Origin of the sequence: Mycobacterium sp. ACS1612, from assembly GCF_001667505.1 — a bacterium.
In the GTDB taxonomy this organism is placed as follows: domain Bacteria; phylum Actinomycetota; class Actinomycetes; order Mycobacteriales; family Mycobacteriaceae; genus Mycobacterium.
In genome coordinates this window covers 1-22844 of sequence record NZ_LZHZ01000021.1, presented here as the reverse complement: position 1 = coordinate 22844, position 22844 = coordinate 1, and the positions used below count along the sequence as shown (strand labels likewise).

At 66.2% G+C, this 22844-nt stretch carries 19 protein-coding genes and 1 pseudogene; 15 read left to right on the top strand and 5 right to left on the bottom strand.

Annotated features, from left to right (window positions below; all coding sequences use genetic code 11):
- Positions 1-11: 11 nt before the first annotated feature.
- Positions 12-329, top strand: coding sequence for a hypothetical protein (locus A5724_RS08190; RefSeq protein ID WP_067799048.1), 318 nt, complete (start codon positions 12-14; stop codon positions 327-329).
- Here the strand turns inward: A5724_RS08190 and A5724_RS08185 are convergent.
- A pseudogene (locus A5724_RS08185) lies at positions 326-991 on the bottom strand (phosphoribosyltransferase); the annotation flags it as partial. The gene A5724_RS08190 and the pseudogene A5724_RS08185 sit on opposite strands and share 4 nt — an antisense overlap.
- 69 nt (positions 992-1060) lie before the next feature.
- Between A5724_RS08185 and A5724_RS08180 the strand changes: the two are divergent.
- Positions 1061-2401, top strand: a complete 1341-nt coding sequence (locus tag A5724_RS08180) for a TIGR01777 family oxidoreductase (RefSeq protein ID WP_067799046.1) — start codon at positions 1061-1063, stop codon at positions 2399-2401.
- On the opposite strand, the gene A5724_RS08175 is transcribed toward A5724_RS08180, so the two are convergent.
- Positions 2380-3099, bottom strand: a complete 720-nt coding sequence (locus A5724_RS08175) for a type 1 glutamine amidotransferase (protein WP_067799045.1) — start codon at positions 3097-3099, stop codon at positions 2380-2382. The two genes, A5724_RS08180 and A5724_RS08175, sit on opposite strands and share 22 nt — an antisense overlap.
- Positions 3100-3242: 143 nt before the next feature.
- Between A5724_RS08175 and A5724_RS08170 the strand changes: the two genes are divergently transcribed.
- From A5724_RS08170 to A5724_RS08150, 5 genes are all read left to right on the top strand, one after another.
- Complete coding sequence (locus tag A5724_RS08170; RefSeq protein WP_067799043.1) at positions 3243-4790, top strand: phospholipase D family protein; 1548 nt, start codon at positions 3243-3245, stop codon at positions 4788-4790.
- A gap of 53 nt (positions 4791-4843) precedes the next feature.
- Positions 4844-6316, top strand: a complete 1473-nt coding sequence (locus A5724_RS08165) for a phospholipase D family protein (RefSeq protein WP_067799254.1) — start codon at positions 4844-4846, stop codon at positions 6314-6316.
- Between the two features lie 272 nt (positions 6317-6588).
- Positions 6589-8184, top strand: coding sequence for an HNH endonuclease signature motif containing protein (locus A5724_RS08160; protein ID WP_067799041.1), 1596 nt, complete (start codon positions 6589-6591; stop codon positions 8182-8184).
- A gap of 107 nt (positions 8185-8291) precedes the next feature.
- The gene (locus tag A5724_RS08155) at positions 8292-9713 is read left to right on the top strand and encodes a calcium-binding protein (RefSeq protein ID WP_067799039.1); all 1422 of its coding nucleotides are present in this window, start codon (positions 8292-8294) and stop codon (positions 9711-9713) included.
- A 108-nt stretch (positions 9714-9821) separates the two neighbouring features.
- On the top strand, positions 9822-10136 hold the full coding sequence (locus A5724_RS08150; protein WP_067799036.1) for a hypothetical protein: 315 nt from the start codon (positions 9822-9824) through the stop codon (positions 10134-10136).
- Here A5724_RS08150 and A5724_RS08145 read toward each other — a convergent pair.
- The gene (locus A5724_RS08145; RefSeq protein WP_067799033.1) at positions 10133-10801 is read right to left on the bottom strand and encodes a response regulator; all 669 of its coding nucleotides are present in this window, start codon (positions 10799-10801) and stop codon (positions 10133-10135) included. The two genes, A5724_RS08150 and A5724_RS08145, sit on opposite strands and share 4 nt — an antisense overlap.
- A complete protein-coding gene (locus A5724_RS08140) occupies positions 10794-12413 on the bottom strand; it encodes a sensor histidine kinase (RefSeq protein WP_067799030.1) in 1620 nt (539 codons plus the stop codon). The genes A5724_RS08145 and A5724_RS08140 overlap by 8 nt, the downstream gene beginning before the upstream one ends.
- 125 nt (positions 12414-12538) lie before the next feature.
- Between A5724_RS08140 and A5724_RS08135 the strand changes: the two genes are divergently transcribed.
- The 8 genes from A5724_RS08135 to A5724_RS08100 all read left to right on the top strand — a co-directional run bounded on the left by A5724_RS08135 (position 12539) and on the right by A5724_RS08100 (position 22336).
- Complete coding sequence (locus A5724_RS08135) at positions 12539-13504, top strand: tripartite tricarboxylate transporter substrate binding protein (protein WP_156752187.1); 966 nt, start codon at positions 12539-12541, stop codon at positions 13502-13504.
- Positions 13501-14004 carry a tripartite tricarboxylate transporter TctB family protein gene (locus A5724_RS08130; protein WP_067799024.1) on the top strand — a complete coding sequence of 168 codons (504 nt, stop codon included), beginning with the start codon at positions 13501-13503 and terminating at the stop codon, positions 14002-14004. The genes A5724_RS08135 and A5724_RS08130 overlap by 4 nt, the downstream gene beginning before the upstream one ends.
- Positions 14005-15546: a tripartite tricarboxylate transporter permease gene (locus tag A5724_RS08125; RefSeq protein WP_067799021.1), complete on the top strand. Its 1542-nt coding sequence runs from the start codon at positions 14005-14007 to the stop codon at positions 15544-15546.
- Entirely contained in the window at positions 15543-15935 is a 393-nt protein-coding gene (locus A5724_RS08120; protein ID WP_067799018.1) for a universal stress protein, read from the top strand. Before A5724_RS08125 ends, A5724_RS08120 begins: the two co-directional genes overlap by 4 nt.
- A gap of 9 nt (positions 15936-15944) precedes the next feature.
- Positions 15945-17054 carry a calcium/proton exchanger gene (gene cax / locus A5724_RS08115; RefSeq protein ID WP_067799015.1) on the top strand — a complete coding sequence of 370 codons (1110 nt, stop codon included), beginning with the start codon at positions 15945-15947 and terminating at the stop codon, positions 17052-17054.
- 64 nt (positions 17055-17118) lie between these two features.
- Positions 17119-17838 (top strand): pentapeptide repeat-containing protein, encoded by a 720-nt coding sequence (locus A5724_RS08110; RefSeq protein ID WP_156752186.1) that lies wholly within the window; start codon positions 17119-17121, stop codon positions 17836-17838.
- Complete coding sequence (locus A5724_RS08105) at positions 17835-18329, top strand: hypothetical protein (protein ID WP_067799009.1); 495 nt, start codon at positions 17835-17837, stop codon at positions 18327-18329. Before A5724_RS08110 ends, A5724_RS08105 begins: the two co-directional genes overlap by 4 nt.
- Before the next feature lie 110 nt (positions 18330-18439).
- On the top strand, positions 18440-22336 hold the full coding sequence (locus A5724_RS08100; protein WP_197518589.1) for a bifunctional nitrate reductase/sulfite reductase flavoprotein subunit alpha: 3897 nt from the start codon (positions 18440-18442) through the stop codon (positions 22334-22336).
- Between the two features lie 4 nt (positions 22337-22340).
- On the opposite strand, the gene A5724_RS08095 is transcribed toward A5724_RS08100, so the two are convergent.
- On the bottom strand, positions 22341-22844 hold a 504-nt coding region (locus A5724_RS08095), incomplete at its 5' end, for a cbb3-type cytochrome c oxidase subunit I (protein ID WP_197518588.1).

The window sequence follows — 22844 nt, the reverse complement described above, 5'->3', positions numbered from 1 at the left end:
CCCGCTGACACATGCTCATAGTCGCGCTAGTCCTTGCCGTCATCGGCCTGGCGGCCTTGGTGACTGCCGTCGTCACCAGCAACGAACTGATCGCGTGGGTCTGTATCGCCGCCAGTGTCATCGGTGTCGTGTTGTTGATCGTCGATGCGCTGCGCGAGCGGTCCAAGGGTGATGCGGCGCAGGCGCCTGCAGAAACCGAGCCCGGACCCGAAGAGCCCGAGTTCGCCGAGGATTATCCCGAAGAGGAGCCTCCGCTCGCGCGGGACGACGAGTCCGAGGCGGAGACCACCGTGGTGGAGCCCCACGACGAGGACACCAACACTCGCTAAACCGTTGGGGTAGCGAGCAATTCACGCACCTCGGCGTCGGTGACCTGATGGAAGTCTTCGAATACCTGGCCGACGGCCTCGAAGCCGGGCGGTGTCGTCGCGCACACCACGTCGTCGGCCTCTTCGGCTAACTGCCTGCACGCCGATGCGGGCCCTACCGGCACCGCCACCACCACCTGAGCCGGTCCGACCGCCCGCACCGCGCGGACGGCCGCGAGCATGCTGGCACCCGTCGCGATGCCGTCGTCGACGAGGATCACCGTGTTGCGCGCGATGTCGACTGGCGGCCGCCCGCCGCGGTAGGCGGTCTCGCGGCGGTGCAGTTCCTCGGTCTCGCGGGCGATCGCGGCCTTCAGTTGTTCGTCGCTGATGCCGAGATTGCGCACCAGGTTGTCGTTGATGACGACGCCGCCGCCGGTGGCCAGCGCGCCCATCGCGAGTTCCTCCCATTGCGGTACGCCCAGCTTGCGCACCAGGAACACGTCCAGCGGGGCATGCAGGAACGACGCCACTTCCCAGGCTACGGGCACGCCGCCACGCGCCAACCCCAGCACCAACAGGTTTTCTGTTCCACGGTAGGACGCCAACTCCTCAGCCAGGACGTGGCCGGCTTCGCGGCGGTCCCGGAAGGTGCGCCTCGCATTGCGGCGGGCGAGCCCGCTCCATCCGCTCATCGCGATCTTTTCGATATCGGGGACATGTTCAGCGTACGTCCAGGGGTACCCACAGATGTGGGCATCGAATACGAAAGCGTCGTCAACCATCCGCTCGACGAGGTGTTCGCCTGGCACACCCGGCCCGGCGCGATGAGGCGGTTGGTGCCGCCGTGGCAACCGATGACAGTGGTGGCGGAGACGCAATCGCTGGCCGACGGCCGGGCGGTGCTGGGCCTGCCGGGCGGACTGCGGTGGGTGGCCCAGCATGATCCGTCGGGATTCGATCCCCCGCATCGTTTCGTCGACGAATTGTCGTCGCAGGGTCTCCCGTCGTGGCCCGCGCGGATCGTCGGTCGGTGGCGGCACACGCATGAGTTCAGCGAGCACGCGGGCGGCACGAAGGTGCACGACCGCGTCGACACCACCGTGCCCGGCGCGGCGTTGCGCTCGACGTTCGTCTACCGGCATCGGCAGTTGGCCGAGGATCTGGCCGCACACCGCGCCGCGGCAGCGCCGCCGATGGTGGTGGCAATCACCGGGGCCTCGGGGTTGATCGGTTCGGCGCTCGCGGCGTTTCTCAGCACAGGTGGACATCGCGTCATCCGCCTGGTGCGCCGAAGGACCACCAATAGCCTTGAGCGCCAATGGGATCCGAGCTGTCCGGCACCGGATCTGCTGTCGGGGGTCGACGCGGTCGTGCATCTGGCCGGTGCGTCCATCGCGGGCCGGTTCACCGATCGGCACAAGGCTGTGATCCGTGACAGCCGCATCGAGCCGACCCGCAGGCTCGCCGATGCCGCGGCGCTGTCAGACGACGGACCCACCACGTTCGTCAGTGCCTCGGCGATCGGCTACTACGGATTCGATCGCGGCGATGCGCTGTTGGGGGAGGACAGCGCGCGCGGTGACGGCTTCCTGGCCGACGTGGTGGCCGACTGGGAAGCGGCGACTGCGCCCGCCGCGGAAGCGGGCCTACGAGTGGTGACCGTGCGCACCGGAATCGTGCAGTCCGCCCGCGGTGGAACGCTGAAGTTGATGCGACCGCTGTTTGCGGCGGGTTTGGGCGGGCGCCTCGGCAGCGGCGAGCAGTGGTTGTCGTGGATCGGGTTGGACGACCTGCTCGACGTGTATCACCGGGCGCTGTACGACGGGCGGCTGAGCGGACCGGTCAACGCGGTGGCGCCGGATCCGGTGCGCAACGCCGATTACACCAAGGTGCTGGCGGCGGTGCTGCACCGGCCGGCGGCGCTGCCGGTGCCGTCACTGGGTCCCAAGCTGCTGTTGGGGGAGCAGGGCGTGCGCGAACTGGCGGCGGCCAACCAGCGGGTATTACCCGCGAAGTTGCAGTCGCTGGGGCACCGCTTCCGGCGGTCCAAACTCACCGACGCGCTCGGTCACGAACTCGGGCGTGGCTGACGCGCGACGTACGCCAGGAAACCGTCGACGAGGGCGCGCACCCGCTTACCGTCAGCGAATTCACTTGTACGGGTGAGCAATTCGTCGTGACGCAAGCCGGCGCCGACGACTTCGCCGTCCCGGTCGTCGGCCAGCCACGTGTCGAGCAGTTCGCGATCGATCTCCGGGTGGAATTGCAGCGCGAGGCAGCGGCCGAGCACGAACGCCTGTGACGAGTCGGCCGTCCTGGCGATCTCGGTGGCGCCAGGCGGCAGCGTCCAGCGGTCGAAGTGCCACTGGAACCACGGCCCCCTCGGTATCAGGTCGGTGTCGTCGGTTTCGATGTCGTACCAACCGATCTCGGCTGTCGGTGCCCGGCTCACCGACCCGCCGAAGGTCTGGGCCAGGAGTTGACCGCCGAAGCAGACACCCAGCACGGCGACTCCGGCGTCGACGGCGTCACGGATGAGTTGGGTTTCGGCGCCCACCCAGGTGCGGCGCAACGCGTCGTCGTAGACGGGCCAACGGGCGCCGAGGGGGACGATCACGTCGTAGCCGCTTACGTCGGGGAAGATGACGTCGCAGGCCGGGCTGTCCACGCGCTCGGCGGGTACCACCTCGAAGCTGTCGACGTCGAAGCCGCTTTCGGAGAAGGCTTCGCCGAGCAGGCCCTCGGTCGCGAGGTGCTCGTTACGGAGAAACAGAACCTTGGACGTCACGGAGACATTATTTCGGCGGTGGCATGGGCGGCGCATCGTCGGGAGCACAGCTGCTGAGCATGACGAGAGCGCACATGCAGGCGAGCAGGCGCCGTACCGCAGCCATAGTGCGTAAATTAACGCACCAGCGGGCATTCCAAGGCGTGTCTGTCCTTGCGGAGTGGTTCCTCACGTCCGCGCAGCGCGGGAATCCCAGTTGGCGCCTGCCGGCGTGGAGCGAGGGCAACGAGGCCGAGGCACTCATCCACGGGGCGACGTACTTCGACCGCCTCGTGGACGAGGTGCAGGCGCTCGGACCCGGTGATCACCTGTTTTTCAGCGACTGGCGCGGCGACGCCGATCAACGGCTGCGGGACAGCGGTCCGACCGTCGCGCAACTGTTCCGTGCGGCCGCCGAGCGCGGGGTCCTCGTCAGAGGGCTGATGTGGCGGTCCTATCCCAACAAGCTGCAGTTCAACGAGGAGCAGAACCGCCATCTCGCCGAATCGATCGAACGCGCGGGCGGCGAGGTGATGCTGGACCAGCGGGTGCTGCTCGGCGGGTCACACCATCAGCGCCTCGTGGTGCTTCGCCATGTCGAGGAGCCACACCGCGACACCGCGTTCATCGGCGGGATCGACCTGTGCCATTCGCGGCGCGACGACGCCTCGCACCGCGGTGATCCGCAGGCGGTCAAGATGTCCGGCCAGTACGGCGCGCGGCCTCCGTGGCACGACGTCCAGTTGCAGGTACGCGGTCCGGTGGTGGCCGCGTTGGATGTCACCTTCCGTGAGCGGTGGACGGCCAGGGCACCGCTGAACGTCTTCAATCCGCTCGAGTGGCTGCGGGGCCGGTTCGCCGACGCCGACGCCGGCAGGCGTTCATTGCCGGAGCAGCCACCTGACCCGGCGCCGTGCGGTCGGCATGCCGTGCAGGTGTTGCGGACGTATGGCGATGCGCTGATCAAATACGAGTTCGCCAAGGACGGTGAACGCAGCATCGCCCGCGGCTACACCAAGGCCGTGCGGCGCGCCAGGCGGCTGATTTACCTCGAAGACCAGTACCTGTGGTCGGAGGAGGTGGCGAAGCTGCTCGCCGGAGCGTTGACGGCGAATCCGGAGTTGCAGTTGGTGGCCGTCGTGCCAAGGTATTTCGATCTGGAGGGCGGGTTCGGCCATCCCCCGACGGTGGTGGGGCGCCAGCTGGCGGTGGACGCCTGCCGACGCGCGGCGCCGGATCGGGTACACGTGTTCGACGTGGAAAACCACGAGGGCACACCGGTTTACGTGCACTCGAAGGTCTGCGTCATCGACGACACGTGGGCATGTGTGGGCAGTGACAACTTCAATCGGCGGTCGTGGACGCATGACAGCGAACTGTCCTGTGCGGTGCTGGATGCCGACGACGTGTTCGCACGCGATCTGCGGCTGCAATTGTTGCGCGAGCACCTCGACAGGGCCGACGACGGCAGCGAGGACGGCGGACTGGTCGATCCCGACACCGCCGTCGACGAGATCCGTTCGGTTGCAGAGAGGTTGGAAGCATGGCATGCATCGGGCCGACAGGGACGGCGGCCGCCTGGCCGGCTGCGTCCTCACCAGATCGACCGCGTCGACCCGCTGACCCGGCTGTGGGCGGAACCCGCGTACCGGCTGATCTACGACCCCGACGGGCGGTCGTATCGCGATCGGCTGATGGGGTGGCGGCCGTGAACTTCGCCGACTGGTTCCTCACCGAATCCGAACGCGGCAATCCCGCTTCGACGATGCCGGCCTGGTGTGAAGGCAATCGGGCCGAACCCCTGATCCACGGTGCGACGTACTTCGATCGCCTCGTGGACGAGGTGGAGGCGCTCGGCGAAGGAGACCACCTGTTCTTCACGGACTGGCGCGGTGACCCCGACGAGAAGCTGCGCGACAACGGGCCGACCATCCGCGACCTGTTCTGCCGTGCGGCCGAAAGAGGCGTCGTCGTCAAGGGTTTGGTGTGGCGGTCGCACCTGGACAAGTTCCAGTACAGCGAGGAGGAGAACCAGCATCTCGGCGAGGCGATCGAAGAGGCAGGCGGCGAGGTGCTGCTCGATCAGCGGGTGCGGTTGGGTGGTTCGCATCATCAGAAGCTGGTGGTGCTGCGTCATCCGGCAGAGCCCGCGCGGGACGTGGCTTTCGCGGGCGGCATCGATCTATGCCACTCGCGCCGCGACGACGCGTCGCATCGAGGTGACCCGCAGGCGGTGCAGATGTCGAAGCGCTACGGCGACCGTCCACCGTGGCACGACGTCCAGTTGGAACTTCGGGGGCCGGTCGTCGGCGCGCTCGATCACACGTTCCGGGAGCGATGGAACGATCCGGCGCCGCTGGACACCTTGTCACCGATCGCGTGGATCGAGGACAAGCTGCGCGGTGCGGACCTGAAGCCGGGGGAGTTGCCGCAACAACCGCCGGATCCGCCGGTGTGCGGGCCGCACGCCGTGCAGGTGCTCCGCACATATCCCGACGCGCACTTCGAATACGACTTCGCGCCCCGCGGCGAGCGCAGCGTGGCGCGCGGCTACAGCAAGGCGGTGCGCCGGGCCAGGAGGTTGATCTACCTCGAGGACCAATACCTGTGGTCGAAGCGGGTGGCGCGGCTGTTCGCACGCGCGTTGGAGGAGAACCCGGAACTGCATCTGGTTGCGGTGGTGCCGCGGTATCCCGACGTGGACGGGGCACTTGCGTTGCCGCCCAACATGGTTGGCCGACGTCAGGCGATCGATGCGTGCAAGGAGGCCAGCCCGGAGCGGGTACACATCTTCGACGTCGAAAACCACCACGGCACACCGGTTTATGTGCATGCGAAGGTCTGCGTCATCGACGACACCTGGGCAAGCGTCGGCAGCGACAACTTCAACCGTCGGTCGTGGACGCACGACAGCGAATTGTCGTGCGCGGTGCTGGACGAGGATGGCGAGTTCGCACGCGACCTTCGACTGCGGTTGATGCGGGAACACCTCGATCGCGACGACGACGACGGGCTGGCCGATCCCGATGCGGCCGTGCAGGAGATGGTCGCCGCCGCGGAGGCGTTGGAGGACTGGTACGCGTCGGGGTGTACGGGACCGCGGCCGCCGGGGCGGTTGCGACCACACAAGGCCGAACGGCTCGGACTGCTGACCCGGCTGTGGGCCGATCCCGCCTATCGGATGTTCTACGACCCGGACGGCCGGTCGTACCGCGATCGGCTCAGACGCAGGTTGTGACTTTGATCGGCAGGCGCGCCGGTCCGGTGATGTGGAAGCGCTCCGACTCGTGATAGATCAGCGGACACGGTTGGCGGCAGCGGTATAGACGATGAAGATTGTGCGCGCGGGGATGAATTCGTCGGCGGAAGACACCAGGTTCAAACCATTCCACCGGGCGCGTGCATTCCGGTGAGGCAAACGCTTATCCGTTTGGCGCGCGTTTCTGATGAGTCAACCGGCCTGGGGATAACTTTGTGCCCGTGTCGGGCTGCTCTGGCATAGTCGAACATATGTTCGAAGGGGTGACCGTGGATGCCTTGGTCGGCGAGATCGCCGACAGTGTGCGGGGCGAGTCGGTGTTGCTGGCCCGGCGGTGTGCGGCGATCGCGGCGTTGTTGGCGGTGCGTACCGCTGAGGCTGAGGCCGCTGATCCGGATCCGGGGTGGTCGATGATCACCGGGTTCGCCCGCACCACCGCCGAGGTGTCGGCGGCGATGAACATGACCGCGCGCGGGGCGCAGCATCTGGTGGCCCAGGCCGAGGCGCTGGATGTGCGGTTGCCGAAGGTGGCGGCGCTGTTGGCCGCCGGGGGCACTGATTGGCGCACCGTGGAGCAGGTCATCAAGCGCACCGAACTGGTCGACGACGCACAGTGCATGGCCACCCTGGACAGCGGGTTGGCTGAGCGGATCGGGTCGTGGCTGTGCTGGTCACGCCAGCGCATCAGCAACGCCGTGGACGCCGCGGTGCGCGCCGCTGATCCGGCGGCGGCCAAGGAACGTCGGGTGCGCGCCCATGATGAACGCTTCGTCCATGTCAGTGCGGGCCCGGACGGCACCGCGGTGTTGCGGGCCAAGCTGCCCGCGCCGGTCGCCGCGATCGTGGACAAACAGTTGGCGCAGATGGCCAAATCGGTGTGCGGCAAAGATCCGCGCACCATGGATCAGCGGCGCAGTGACGCGTTGTGGGCGCTGGCCGAGCGCCGCGAACTGACGTGTGCGTGCGGGCAATCCGACTGCCCGGCCCGCACTCAGGACCCGCAACGCCCGGCGGGCTCGGTGTCCCTGGTAATCAATGTGATCGCCACCGAGGACACAGTGGCCGGTGACAGTGATCAGCCTGGCTATTTGGAGGGCTACGGGGTCATCGACGCCGAGCAGGTGCGTGAGTTGGCCGAGACCGCGGTGATCCGCCCGGTGGAATGCCCAGAAGTCTCCGCCGAGCAGGCGCATCGGTATCAGCCCTCGGCGGGGTTGGAGAACTGGATCCGGTGTCGGGACTTGACGTGTCGGTTTCCCGGGTGTGACCGCAAAGCCTGGATCTGCGATATCGACCACACCGTGGCGTTCAACCACAATGATCCGGCCGCCGGTGGGTTGACCGTGGCCGACGATTTGAGTTGTGAGTGCCGCGAGCATCACCGGTTGAAAACCATTCATGGCGGTCCCGGTGGGTGGCGTGACACACAGTTGCCCGACGGGCGTATCGAGTGGACCTCGCCGACCGGGCGGACCTACACCACCAGCCCACTGGGCTATGACCTGTTTCCGCAACTGCGGCAAGCCTGTCGAGCGCCCACCGGACGTAAACGCAGCCGAGCGAAAGAACTCGCCGCGCGGATCGGCCGTGCCCGCGCGCACCTGCATCAACAACGCCCGGTCAACGCCGAAAACCGCCGGGTCAACTACGCCCGCCGCCGCGAGATCGAACTACGCAAGTGGCGCAACCAATCCCGCCGCTACCTGATCCTGTTCAAAGGCGAACAACACAGCACCAGCCCCTGGTGCACCTGGCTCAACGAACCCTTCGAACCCGAAGAACTCCCACCCGACTGGAAACCACCACCACCCACACCCACCACCGACAACGACGACCCACCTTTTTGATCTGGGCCGGATGGAATTCGAGTAGACGAATACTCGACCAACTCTGTTCCTCCGCAAATAGCGTCAATGGAGGTAGTTGCGCCTTCAAACGAAACGGGGAGAACAAGATGGGTTACGCGAAGTACATCGGTCGTATCGGAGCCATGGCCATTGCGCTCGGTGTCGGTGCGGGGCTTGCCGCGACGCCGTGGGTCGCGTCTGCGGAGCCATCCAAAGACGCCTCGGCATCTGATTTGTCGACCCCGAAGACGCCTGAAGGGCAGAACATGAGTGTTTCGACGAACGGGGAGGTGAGGGTGCAGAAGGGCGATGCGATCGCCCAGTCGGATGGCCAAGGCTCAGTCGCGATCGCCCGTGGCGACGGTACCAGTGCGTACGCGGTTGGCGGGAACCACAACAGAGCGATGGCCAATGGGACCGGGAGCACTGCCATCGCAGGAGCCGACCCCAATGACCCCACCGTGGGGGGCGACGGTAACCGCGCCACTGTCAACGGCGACAACAGCTTCGCCGGCGCTGCGTTGGGTGACGGCAACACCGCCACTGTCCGCGGTGACGGCAGCCAGGCGGTCGCTGCGGTAGGTGACAACAACACCGCCGTCATCGATGGCGACGGCGGCCACGCGACTGCCGCGTCTGGGAGCGGCAACACCGCTATCGTGCACGGCGACGCCGGCACTGCCGACGCTATCGAAGGTGACGACAACACTGCTGTCGTTCACGGTTCCGGTGGTGCGTTCGCAGCAGACGGGAACGGCAACCTCGCCGTCGTCGACGGAGAAAGCTTCGCCACCGCGCAAGGTGGTAACGACAACACGGCGATCGTGCAGGGCGACAACAGCAGTGTTTCCGCAGGGGGCGGTGACGGCAACACCGCCATCGTCGCCGGTGATGGAAGCTTCGCGGGCGCGATCATCGGAAGCGGCAACACCGCCACCGTCAACGGCGACGGCAGCGCTGCGGTCACGACTTTCGGCGACGACAACACCGTCTCCGTGGCTGGAGACGGCAGTCGCGCTACCAACGACAACGGCAGCAACAACACCGTGACCGTCATCGGTGACGACAGCCAGGCCACCGCGACGCGCGCCCACGACAGCACCGCGACCGTCAGAGGTGACGGCAGTCTGGCTGATGTTGCCAACGGAGACAACAACTCTGCCGTCGTCACCGGCGACAGAAGCGAGGCCAGCGCTTCCGGCGTCTTCGCCTCAGGAGGCGATGACAACACCGCCAGCGTGACCGGCGACGGCAGCGTTGCCACCGCATTCGGTGGCGACAACAACACCGCCACAATCACCGGCGACAACAGCAGCGCGACTGCCAACGGCCCCAGAAACAATACCGCCACTGTCAGCGGCGACTCCAGCACTGCCACGGCCATCGGCACTGACAACAACGCAAAGGTGACTGGCGATAGCAGCAATGCCATTGCGGGCCCTGGCGGCAGCAACACGGCCATCGTGAACGGCGACGGTTTGACCGCCGATACCGGCGGAGGCTTCGGGAACACTGTGATCGTGCCCTGACCCCAGGTACCCGACGCACAGGAAATAGGTGTCGACTACCCCAGCTGAGGATGGGTCTCGCGGATCGAAACTGTCGCTGCACCAAACCAACCCACACTAGGAGGGGAAATGGCGAGAGTCGCCGATTACGTGATCATTCGGGATGCCTGGAAGGTCGACGATGGCAGCACCAACCCGATCAAGTTCAGCGTTCCCGGCAACATCGACAGGGGATCACGCTGTGTTCTCAACTTCATGTTCAAGGTCGACACCTCCGATGACATGACGTTGAACATCCTCATCAACGGCGATGTCGTGTGGACCTGGCACGCCACCGGCGCACAAGACCCGCCGATCCGCGCCATCCAGGAGGTCGTCGCCGCCAACATCGTTCATCCGGGGGAGAATCTCCTCCAATTCGTCTGGTTCCAGGCGAATATCTAGCGCGCCGAACGATAGCGTCGTTCGGGTCGGCCGACGCCGTATTGCAGCCGCAACTCCAGCGCGCCGGTACTGAGATAATGCTCGAGGTACCGGCGCGCGCTGACTCGCGAAATCCCCACCAGCTCAGCACATTCGGCGGCAGACACCTCGCCGGCGTCGCGGACCGCGTCCAGCACCAGCCGACCCGTCTCTGCACCGAGCCCCTTGGGCAGCACCTCCTGCGGCGATGCGGCGGGCGGACCGCCGAACAGGGTGTCGATCAACGACTGGTCGACGCCGCCCGCGGACTCAAGCGCATCCGCGCGGGCGGCGAACGCCTCCAATTTGGCCTTCAATTGCGGAAATTCGAACGGTTTGATCAAGAAGTCCGCCGCGCCGCCGTCCAGTGCACCCTTGACGGTGTCCAGTTCGCGGGCGGCGGTGATCATGATGACGCCCACCCGATCACCCTCGGATCGCAACCGCTGCAACACTTCCAGGCCCGTCATATCGGGCAGGTACACGTCCAGCAGGATCAACTGCGGGCGCAACTCGCGCGCCGCGGACAGCGCCTCTGCGCCGGTACGGGCCACACCCACCGCGCGGAAGCCGCCAACCTGTTCGACGAACCGGCGATGGATCTCGGCGACCATGAAATCGTCGTCGACCACCAGTACGTCACGCATGCGCCGCCCTTCCCGCCTGCACCGCCGCCGTCCCGACCGGCAACCGCACCACGAACAACGCGCCACCGGCGGGTCCGTCGCTGACCTCCACCGTCCCGCCGTGCTGCGCGCTGACCAGGCGCACCAACGCCAACCCGATACCCCGGCCGCCAGGGACGTCGGGCTTGGAGGTCACCCCTCTGGCGAAGATCTCCTCGCGAAGATGTTCCGGCACACCGGTTCCGGAATCCGCCACCGAGATGGTCAGCGCGTCGCGGTCTTGGATGGCGACGGTGACTTTGGCCGGACTCGCCCCGACGGAAACATCGACCGCGTTGTCGATCAGGTTGCCCAACAACGTGATCACGTCCGTCGCGAGCGCCGGATCCAGCGCCGCGAGATGCGAATCGGGCGCAATCTCCAGCGACACACCACTCTCGGCGGCCAGCGATGTCTTCGCGATCACCAACGCGGCGACGGCAGGGTCGGCGATCCGCTGGGTAACCGCATCACTGATCTCCGCGCGGCGCCGCGTCAACGTGCCGACCAGATCACGCACCGAGTCGTACTCACCCAACTGCACCAAACCCGAGATGGTGTGCAATTGGTTGGCGAACTCGTGCGTCTGTGCCCGCAGCGTGTCGGTCACGCTCTTGTGTGACGACAACTGGCCCTGCAGCGCGGCGAGTTCGGTGCTGTCGCGCATGGTCGTCACGGTTCCGATCTGCTGGCCCTGGCTGGTCGCCGCACGCCGGTTCAGCGCCAAAACCCTTGTCCGGGTCGCGATCACGACGTCTCGACCGTCCTCGCCGGACAACAGGAACTGAACGATCGCGGGCTCGAGGCCGACGCTGTCGGCGCGCATCCCAACGGCCGCCGACGACAGCCCCAGCAACTCCTGGGCGCTGTCGTTGAGCAGGGTGATGTCACCCTCGTTGTTCACCGCGACCACACCCTCACGGATGCTGTGCAGCAACGCTTCCCGATGGTCGGCGAGTCCGGCGATCTCCGCGATCTCGAGTCCACGCGTGTGCCGCTTGATCCGCCGCGACAGCAGCCACGACGCCAGCATGCCCAGGGCCGCGCCGAGTCCGAGGTAGATCAACAACCGCTCGCCCGCCCCGCTCAGCAATTGCCAAATGGACGGATACGGTTCGCTCACCGAAGCGACCGCCAACACGTCGCCGTTGGTGGACAGGATGGGCACCTGGCCGACCAGGCTGTGCACCCCGTCGATGGTGTCGTCCCCGAACCACGCCCGGCCTTCGTCGGCGCGACTCGGTCCCAGGTTCATCCGCTGGCCGATGCGCGAGGGATCAGACGACGCGCGCACGGTTCCGTCCGGGTCGAGGATCTCCGCCAGATCCGCACCGGAAAGCGCGACCGCGCGGTCCACCTCCGGCGCAAGCACCTTGCCCGCGAACGGGTCGGCGTAGCGGTCACGCACGACGGGCGTCGACGCCATGTTCTCGGCGACGGCGATCATCCGCTGACCGCGCACGTCGCGGAACTCGCGCGTCGATTGCGCCACCGACACCGCCGCCACCGCGACCAGCACGATGGCGACGACCAGCAACTGGAACACCAGGAACTGGCCCGCCAGGCTGCGGATGCTACGGACCGGGGATCTCATTGTTCACAACGACCAATACTTCCTTTGCGTACTCATCGGTGACGTGGGTCACTGTGAGGTCCAGTATTGCTGAGCATCACAACCGAAGTGATTGGGGACAACCAATGTTGCGACGGCATCAAATGATGACCGGCCTGATCGTCGCGTTGATCGCCGCACTCGTGCTGTCGGCCTGCGGCGTCACCAAAGGCAGCGAGGCACCGGGCTTACACCGGCTTCGGATGATGGTGCCGAACAGCCCCGGCGGCGGGTACGACCTCACTGCGCGCACCGCCGTGAAGATCATGGAGGACGACGACATCACCGGCCGCGTCGAGGTCTTCAACGTCATCGGCGCAGGCGGCACCGTCGCGATGGCGCGGCTGATGAACGAAAAGGGCAACGACGACCTCATGATGACCATGGGGCTCGGGGTCGTCGGCGCCACCTACACCAACGGATCCAAGGCGAGGGCATCCGATGCCACCGCGCTGGCCAAGCTGATCGAAGACCCGGGCGCGATCTTCGTACCCGCCGATTCGCCGTTCAAGACGGTGCAGGATTTCGTAGCGGCGTGGAAGGCGGACCCGTCGAAGGTGACCATCGGCGGCGGGTCCTCACCCGGCGGACCCGACCACCTGTTCCCGATGGAGCTGGCCAAAGCCGTTGGGGTGCAACCGAAGTCGGTCAACTTCATCACTTACGACGGCGGCGGCGACCTGTTGACCGCCCTGCTCGGCAAGAAGGTCACCGTCGGCACGTCGAGCCCCGGCGAACTCATCGACCAGATCGAGGCAGGCCAACTGCGTGTGCTCGCAGTGTCGAGTGACAAGAGGGTCGAGGGTGTCGATGCGCCCACTCTCAAGGAGTCGGGCATCAACCTCACTTTCGCCAACTGGCGCGGAGTCCTTGCGCCGCCGGGCATCTCCGACGGCGCCAAACAAGCGATGGTCAAGGTTCTCGAAGACCTGCACAGCACACCCCAGTGGAAGGAGGCGCTGGTGAAGAACGGTTGGACCGATGCGTTCGTGACCGGTGCACAGTTTGAACAGTTCCTGAAGGACCAGGACAACCGTGTCTCGTCGACGCTCACCGAATTGGGGCTGATATGACCGACCTGCCCGCGAAAACAATCGACAAAGCGCAGTACATCGTTTGCGTGGTGATGGCCGCTGTCGGCGCGTTCCTGATCTACGACGCACTGAGCCTCGAGGCCGGCTTCGCCAAGGTGGACCCCGTCGGGCCAAGGCTGTTCCCGATCGGTATCGGCAGCATTCTGATTCTGCTGGCAATCGTTCTGGCCGTCGCCATTCCGCGCGGCTCGGTGGGCGAGGCGGACGCAGGCGAGGACGTCGACCCCACCACCCCCGGCGACTGGCGCACGGTCGGACTGCTCGTCGGGCTTTTCGTGGCAGTCATCGTGCTCGTCAACCCGCTGGGCTGGGCGATCACCGGCACCGTGTTGTTCGCCGGCGCGTCCACCATCCTGGGCAATCACCACTATGTGCGGAACATCGTCATCGGCGCGGTGCTCTCCGTCGCCAACTTCTACGCGTTCTACTCCGGGCTCGGAATCCCGCTGCCCGCAGGCATTCTGGACGGGATTCTGTAGATGGACAATCTGAACTGGCTCCTGCAGGGCTTCGAGCAGGCCGCGACGCCCACCAATCTGCTCTACGCGGTCATCGGCGTGCTGCTGGGCACCGCCGTCGGCGTGCTACCCGGCATCGGCCCGGCCATGACGGTCGCGCTGCTGCTGCCGGTCACCTACAACGTCAGCCCGAGCGCGGCCTTCATCATGTTCGCCGGCATCTTCTACGGCGGCATGTACGGCGGGTCGACCACGTCGATCCTGTTGAACACGCCCGGTGAATCGTCGTCGGTGATCACCGCGATCGAGGGCAACAAAATGGCCAAAGCAGGCCGGGCTGCGCAGGCCCTCGCGACCGCCGCGATCGGGTCGTTCGTCGCGGGCGCGATCGGCACCGCGCTGCTCGCCGCGTTCGCGCCGCCGATCTCCAGATTCGCCGTGACCCTTGGCGCCCCTTCGTACTTGGCCATCATGCTGTTCGCGCTCGTCGCCGTGACGGCCGTGCTGGGTGCGTCGAAATTGCGCGGCGCGATCTCGCTTTTCCTCGGCCTTGGTATCGGCGTCGTCGGCATCGATTTCCTCACCGGTCAGCCGCGGGCGACGTTCGGACTTCCGCAGTTGTCCGACGGCATCGACATCGTCGTGATCGCGGTCGCCATCTTCGCCGTCGGAGAAGCGCTGTGGGTCGCCGCGCATCTGCGCCGCCGACCTGCCGAGGTCATCCCGGTCGGCAGGCCGTGGATGGGCCGTGAAGACTTCAAGCGGTCGTGGAAGCCGTGGCTGCGCGGCACCGCGTTCGGATTCCCGTTCGGCGCGCTGCCGGCCGGTGGAGCCGAGCTGCCGACGTTCTTGTCGTACATCACCGAGAAGCGGCTGTCGAATCACAAGGATGAGTTCGGCAAGGGCGCGATCGAAGGTGTCGCAGGGCCGGAGGCGGCCAACAACGCCTCCGCCGCAGGCACATTGGTGCCCATGCTGTCGCTCGGCCTGCCCACCAACGCGACCGCGGCCGTCATGCTCACCGCGTTCGTGTCGTACGGAATTCAGCCCGGCCCAACTCTTTTCCAGAAAGAGCCGCTGCTGATCTGGACCCTGATCGCCAGCCTGTTCATCGGCAACCTCCTGCTGCTGGTGCTGAACCTGCCGCTGGCGCCGTTGTGGGCCAGGCTGCTGCGCACCCCGCGGCCGTACCTGTACGCCGGCATTCTGTTCTTCGCGACGCTCGGCGCGCTCGCGGTGAACGTCCAGCCGCTCGACCTGGCGCTGCTGTTGGTGTTCGGCCTGCTCGGGCTGATGATGCGACGCTTCGGCCTGCCGGTGCTGCCGCTGATCATCGGCGTCATCCTCGGTCCGCGGATCGAGCGCCAACTGCGGCAGGCCCTGCAACTCGGCGGCGGCGATTGGGGCAGCCTGTTCACCGAGCCGGTCGCGATCGCCGTGTACGTGCTGATGGCGATCCTGCTGCTGACCCCGTTGGTGCTGCGTTTGATGCACCGCAGCGAGGAAACACTGCTCGTTGTGGAAGACGACGCGGACCAGAAGGAGAAGGCGGCGCAGGCATGATCGTCATCGGATACAGCGCCGACGCGTTCGGCCGCGCGGCGCTCGAACACGGCATCGCCGAAGCCAAGGTGCGGGGGACGGCGCTGCACGTGATCAATTCCACCGCAGGTAACGCCTACGTCGACGCCCACTTCGCGCCATCCGGCGAAATCCACAACATCGAAGAGCGCTTGGCCGACTGTGGTGTCGAGTACGAGCTGCACCAGCCGGTCGGGGTCGATCCCGCCGAAGAACTGCTCAAGGCGATGGACCGCCCCGAGGCCGAACTGCTGGTGATCGGCATCCGGCACCGCAGCCCGGTCGGCAAGCTACTGCTGGGCAGCATTTCGCAGCAGCTGCTCCTGGAGTGCCCGAAGCCGGTGCTGGCGGTCAAACCCGACGAGCTGTAAGCAGAGTTCATGGCGGGCAAGCCGTACGTGCTGTCCGGCGAAGGCTGGCCCTATCTGCTTGTGCCCCTGATCCCGGTCGCGATCGTGCTGGAGTTCACGCATGCCGACGCCGTGCTGGTGTTCTTCGCCTCCGCGCTGGGCGTGATTCCGACCGCGGCGTTGATGGGCCGTGCCACCGAGGAACTGGCCGCGCGGTCGGGTCCGGGGATCGGCGGCCTGCTCAACGTCACGTTCGGCAACGCGCCCGAGTTGATCATCGCGCTGTTCGCCCTTGGCGCCGGGCTGCAGGAGGTGGTCAAGGCCTCGCTCGTCGGCTCGATCCTGGGCAACATCCTGCTGGTCCTGGGCATGTCGATGCTGGCGGGCGGGCTGAAACGGGAGCGACAACACTTCGAACTGCGTGCCGCCACCGCGCAGTCGTTGATGCTGCTGCTCGCCACGGTCGCGTTGGTGATGCCCGCGATCTTCGAACTGGTTGCGGGCGGTGGACTGCCCAACCCGACGGCGAAGGCGGTGGCGTTTCCCAGCGACCTGCAGGCGCTGTCGGTCGGCGTCGCGATCGTGCTGCTGTTGTCGTACGCCGCTGGGCTGGTGTTCTCGCTGAAAACGCACTCACACCTGTTCAACCCGCACGGCGACGACGACCACGACGGCGAACCGTGGTCGGTGCGCAGAAGCGTGCTGATGCTGGCCATCGCGGGCGCGGCGGTCGGCTGGATGTCGGAAATCCTGGTGCATTCCATCACCGACGCGTCGGACGCGATCGGGCTGTCGCCGTTCTTTGTCGGCGTCATCGTGGTGGCGATCGTCGGCAACGCGGCCGAACACTGGGTCGCGGTCTACTTCGCGGTCCGCGACAAGATGGACATCTCGATAAACATCGCGGTGGGATCGGCGGCGCAGATCGCGTTGTTCGTCGCGCCGGTGCTGGTGCTCGCGTCGTTCTTCATCGGCCCGTTCCCAATGGCTCTGGTGTTCAACGGCTTTGAGATCGGAGCCATCTTCCTGGCGGTCATCATCGCCAACGAGGTCACCCAGCGTGGAGAGTCGACCTGGTACGAGGGGTTACAGCTTCTTGCCATCTACGCCGTGGTCGGGCTCACGTTCTATTTCGTGTGACCTGCGTCAACGCATTGCGGCAAACGCCAGAATCGCGAAGGCTCGCTGAATAAACTCTCATGTCGTGAATGCGCCTGCATGGGTTGCCGCTTTGGTCGCGATCCTGACCGCGGTCGCGTCGGTCCTCAGCTACTTCAACTACAAGTCGAAACGTGACCGCATCGCCAGTGTCGGCAATTCATTCGCGTCCACCGTCGACGCCCTCTCCACCGACAACGAGGTGAAACGGATGGCGGCCGCCGTGCTGCTTCGCCGATTCTTCGATCGGACAAGCGAGCAAGGCGTCAGAGGGGCCGCTCCGTACCGCAAAGAGGCCGTCGAGGTCATTGCCGGCATGCTGCGTGAGCCCCAGCCGCAACGGCTTCAGAAGGTCCTCGCCGACGGTTTGAGATACGCCGTCAACCTACGAAACTCCGATCTGCAGAATTGCGATCTGAGCAATGCGTACCTCGGTCAGAAGGCCGGGGACGACTCAAGCTTGGACATGTCACATGCTGACTTGTTCAAAGCCATCTGTGTACGAACATCTTTCAAGAAGGTGAAGGCCGTCGAGACGGTCTTCTACGGCGCCAATCTCGAGCGTGCGGTTTTCACTGACGCGGATTGCCAGAAGGCGGATTTTCGCGAGGCGGAACTATCCCGCGCGGTTTTCACCGGCGCGCAGATCGGCGGGGCGAAGTTCAAGGGGGCGCTGAACATTCCGGCCGCAGTGTCGCGGCTGCTCGACGACGACGGGGTGGCCGCGCCGCAGAGTGTCGTCACAGAACCAAGTGCCGCGCGATGAGCCCGGTCACGCTGATCTGCGCGCCGTCGGTGCGCAACGAAATCCAACAGGCGCTCTTCGAGCAGTGGCGTAACAGTCTTGGCGCCCAGGGCTTCCTCGTCGATGCGCTCGGGCGCGAGCACTACACAATCGACCCGTGGGGGCAATTGGCGAAACTGATGGCCGACGTCGACGGCGTCGTCGTGTTGGGCTTTCGGCAGATGGATATCCGCGACGGACTGTGGCGAAGGGGTACCCCGGAGGCGGCTGCGGTCAGTACGGTGTGGACGTCACCGTGGATGCACGTCGAGGCGGGGATGGCCATAGCGTCGGGCAAGCCGGTACTGGTGGCACCTGAACGCGGAGTGGCCGAGGGTGTGTTCGCAGCGCAGAACTGGACGGCCGATGTCTTCGGCGCCTCTGCAGAGCACCCTTGGTCGCTGGATGTGAAGCGGTGGGCATGGGTGGTACGGGATCGACATTCGTCACGGCTTCCTGCGCTCAACCGCTGACCTGGGCAAACGCCGCTCACCGCAGCGATTGTGACCGGGTGAGGATCAGTTTTCACCGCGATAACGTCGCCGCAAAGCAACGCGAAACATAGCTGACCCACCATGGCATCATGGCGGTGACAAGGACGGCGTGCTCGTATTGCGGCGTCGGCTGTGGCATCGAGGTGCATACCGTCGAAAAGGACGCCAGGCCCGTCATCGCCAGGGTCGCCGGCGACAAGCTGCACCCGGCCAACCTGGGCCGACTGTGCACCAAAGGGGCCACCCACGCCGAGATGATGGCGGCCGACGGCGACCGACTGGAGTCCGCGCTGCTGCGCCCGACCCGCGACGACGAACCCGTCCCGACTCCGGTCGACGACGCCGTCGCCGAGGCGGGCAGACGGTTGCGCGAGATCATCGACGAGCACGGCCCGGATGCGGTTGCGCTCTACGTCTCCGGGCAGATGTCGATCGAAGCGCAGTACCTGGCCACCAAACTCGCCAAGGGTTTCATTCGCACCGTGCACATCGAATCGAACTCGCGGCTGTGCATGGCCAGCGCGGGCACCGGCTACAAGCAGTCGTTGGGCGCCGACGGGCCGCCCGGCTCGTATGACGACTTCGACTGCACCAACTTGTTTTTCGCGATCGGGTCGAATATGGCGGACTGCCACCCGGTGCTGTATCTCCGGATGGTCGACCGGCTCAAGGCAGGGGCGAAGCTGATCGTCGTCGACCCGCGTCGCACCACAACCGCCGAACACGCCGACCTGTACCTGCCGATCAAGGCGGGCACCGATCTGGCGCTGCTCAACGGGCTACTGCACCTGCTGGTCGAAAACGGCGACATCGACGCGGACTTCATCGCGGCGCACACCACCGGCTGGGACGAGATGCCCACGTTTCTCGCCGACTACCCGCCGCACCGCGTCGCCGCGATCACCGGCCTCGCCGAATCCGACATCCGCACCGCCGCGCGAATGATCGCTGAGGCGGGGGAGTGGATGAGCTGCTGGACGATGGGGCTCAACCAGAGCACACACGGCACCTGGAACACGAACGCGATCTGCAATCTGCACCTGGCGACCGGCGCGATCTGTCGACCGGGCAGCGGGCCGATGTCGTTGACGGGTCAGCCCAACGCCATGGGCGGGCGCGAAATGGGTTATATGGGACCGGGTTTGCCGGGGCAGCGGTCGGTGCTTTCGGCCGACGACCGAGCCTTCGTCGAGACCCAATGGGAGCTGCCCTCCGGGACGATCCGCGCCGACGTCGGCCCGGGCACCATCGACATGTTCAGGCAACTCGCCGACGGCACCGTCAAGGCGTGCTGGATCATCTGCACCAATCCCGTTGCCAGCGTTGCCAATCGGGATACGGTGATCGCCGGTCTGCAGAAGGCGGACTTGGTCGTCACCCAGGACGCGTACCGCAGCACCGCCACCAACCACTACGCGGACATCGTGTTGCCCGCCACGCTGTGGGCCGAATCCGACGCCGTGATGGTCAACTCAGAGCGCAATGTCACGCTGCTGCAGCAGTCGATCCCGGCCCCCGGCCGGGCGCGGCCCGACTGGCAGTTGATCTGCGGTGTCGCCGCGCACCTGGGATTCGGTGAGCACTTCGCCTACCGGTCCAGCGAGGAGATCTTCGACGAGATCCGCCGATTCGCCAATCCGCAGACCGGCTACGACCTGCGCGGAGCCACCTATGCGCGGCTGCGACAGACACCCGTGCAGTGGCCGTGCCCGCCGGACGGCGATGCGCGCAACCCGATCCGGTACGTCAGCAGCGGTGTGCTGACGTTCCCGACACCGTCCGGGCGGGCGGTGTTCCACGCCCGACCGCACATGGACGCCCGCGAACTGCCCGACCCAGCTTTTCCTGACTTCCCTTTCGTTCTCAACACCGGTCGCCTGCAACACCAGTGGCACACCATGACCAAGACCGGCAGGGTCGACAAACTCAACAAACTCGACAGCGGGCCGTTCGTCGAAATTCACCCCGTCGACGCCGCCGGCCTCGACATCGTCACGGGCCAGCCCGTCGAACTCACAACGCGCCGCGGCAGGGCGGTACTGCCTGCGGTGGTCAGTGACCGGGTGCGGCAGGGGAACTGCTTCGTGCCGTTTCACTGGAACGATGAGCACGGCGACCACCTGACCATCAACGCGCTGACCAACGACGCGGTCGATGCCGACTCGCTACAGCCGGAGTTCAAGGTCTGCGCGGTCAGCCTGCAGCCGGTGAAGCAGGCGAACCCATTGGGTCTCGACGTCTCCAAGCCGACCTTGACGGGCGACGAAAAGATATATCTGGCAGCGTTCTTCAGCGGGCTCGGGGAAGGCTTCAGCGGCGTGCCCGTGCTGCCCGCCTCCGCCCCGGTGGCCAGAGACGTCCGATTGTGGATCGACGGCTTGCTGGCGGGCCGCTATTCCCGCACCCCGGCACCTGCAGAGGCGCGCCCCGTCAAGGCTGGCCCGCTGGTGTTGTGGGCGTCGCAGACCGGCAACGCCGAGGACTTCGCCGCCCGGCTTGCCGGTCGGCTCGGTGATTCCCAACTGGTCAACATGGACGATATGCCGTTGGCCGAATTGGCCACCGCCAAGGACGTGCTGGTGATCACCAGCACCTTCGGGGACGGCGGACCGCCGGACAACGGTGCGCAATTCTGGGACCGCCTGCACTCCGCAGACGCGCCTGCGCTGGACGGTGTTCGGTACGCGGTGCTGGGCATCGGGGACCGGTCGTACACCGACTTCTGCGGGCACGCCAAGGCCATCGACGGCAGGCTCGCGGCGTTGGGCGCCACGCGGATGCTGGAGCGCATCGAATGTGAGGCCTACGACGATGCGCCGATGGACAAGTGGGCCGACCAGGTCGCCGCGCTGCTGACAGGCACCATGGCCGCACCGTCGATCGTCAAGCGCGGCAAAGTGGCGGAGCCGTTCACCCGCGCCAAACCGTTACTGGCACCGCTGAGCCGCAATGTGGTGCTGACGGCGCCGACATCGCGAAAAGAGGTGCGCCAGTTCGGGTTCGACGTCTCTGAATACGACGTCAGCTATGCCGTCGGCGATTCGTTGGGGGTGTATGCGACCAACGATCCCGCGACGGTCGACGCGTGGCTGGCGGCCACCGGGTTGAACGGCGACGTGTCGGTGGAAGTCGACGGCAACGAGCAGAGCCTGCGCGATGCACTGATCATGTCGTACGACATCTGCCGGGTGACGCCCGACCTGCTGCGGTTCGTCGGCGCGCCGAAGATCAACCGCGACAAACTCGCGAAGTGGCTGGTGAACCGCAACGGGCTCGACGTTGTACAGGAGTTCGCCGTCCGCGCCGCACCCGAGGAGTGGCAGGAGGTGCTGGTGCGGCTGACGCCGCGCTGCTACTCGATCTCGTCGAGCCCGCTGATCAGCCCGAACGAGGTGCAGGTGACGGTGTCGGTGGTGCGATACCGCGGGATTGACGGCGGCCGGCGCGGCGGCGTGTGCTCGACGTTCCTTGCCGACCGGGCGGCGGCGGCGCCGGTGTTCCTGCAGCGCTCACCGCACTTCCGCCCACCGGAAGACGGCGAGACCCCGATGATCATGGTCGGTCCCGGTACCGGTGTGGCGCCGTTCCGCGGCTTCCTGCAGGAGCGCCGCGCGCTCGGGCACAGCGGCCGCAATTGGCTGTTCTTCGGTGACCGGCACCGCAGCGAAAACTACTACTACCGCGACGATTTGGAGGACATGGTCCGCGACGGCTTCCTCAACCGACTGGATCTGGCGTTCTCCCGCGATCAAGCCGACCGGGTCTACGTACAACACAAGATGCTCGACTACGGCGCCGACGTCTGGCGCTGGCTGGACGACGGCGCGCACTTCTACGTGTGCGGAGACGCCAGCCGGATGGCCAAGGATGTCGATGCGGCGCTGACGTCCATCATCCGCCGGCACGGCTCAATGTCGGACGAGGACGCGCACGACTACAAGCGCGAACTCGTCGCGTCGAAACGCTATGTGCGCGACGTGTATTGACCCGCTACGTACGCACGTTCTGGTCGTCTTGTCGGGTCACGTCGCCGTGGCCGGGGCCGTGTGCGCGGCCGATGTGGGCTTCGGCGCGCATCCGGTCCACCATGTGCGGGTAGTGCAGTTCGAACGCCGGACGCTCGGAGCGGATGCGGGGCAGCTCGGTGAAGTTGTGTCGCGGCGGCGGGCAGCTGGTGGCCCATTCCAGTGAGTTGCCGTAGCCCCACGGGTCGTCGACCAGAACCGGTTCGCCGTAGCGCCAGCTCTTGAACACGTTCCACGCGAACGGAATGGTGGAAACGCCGAGGATGAAGGCGCCGATCGTGGACACGATGTTCAGCGTGGTGAAGCCGTCGGTGGGCAGGTAGTCGGCGTAGCGGCGTGGCATGCCCTCGTCACCGAGCCAGTGCTGCACCAGGAACGTGGTGTGAAAGCCGATGAACGTCAGCCAGAAGTGCAGCTTGCCCAGCCGCTCGTCGAGCAGGCGACCGGTCATCTTCGGGAACCAGAAGTA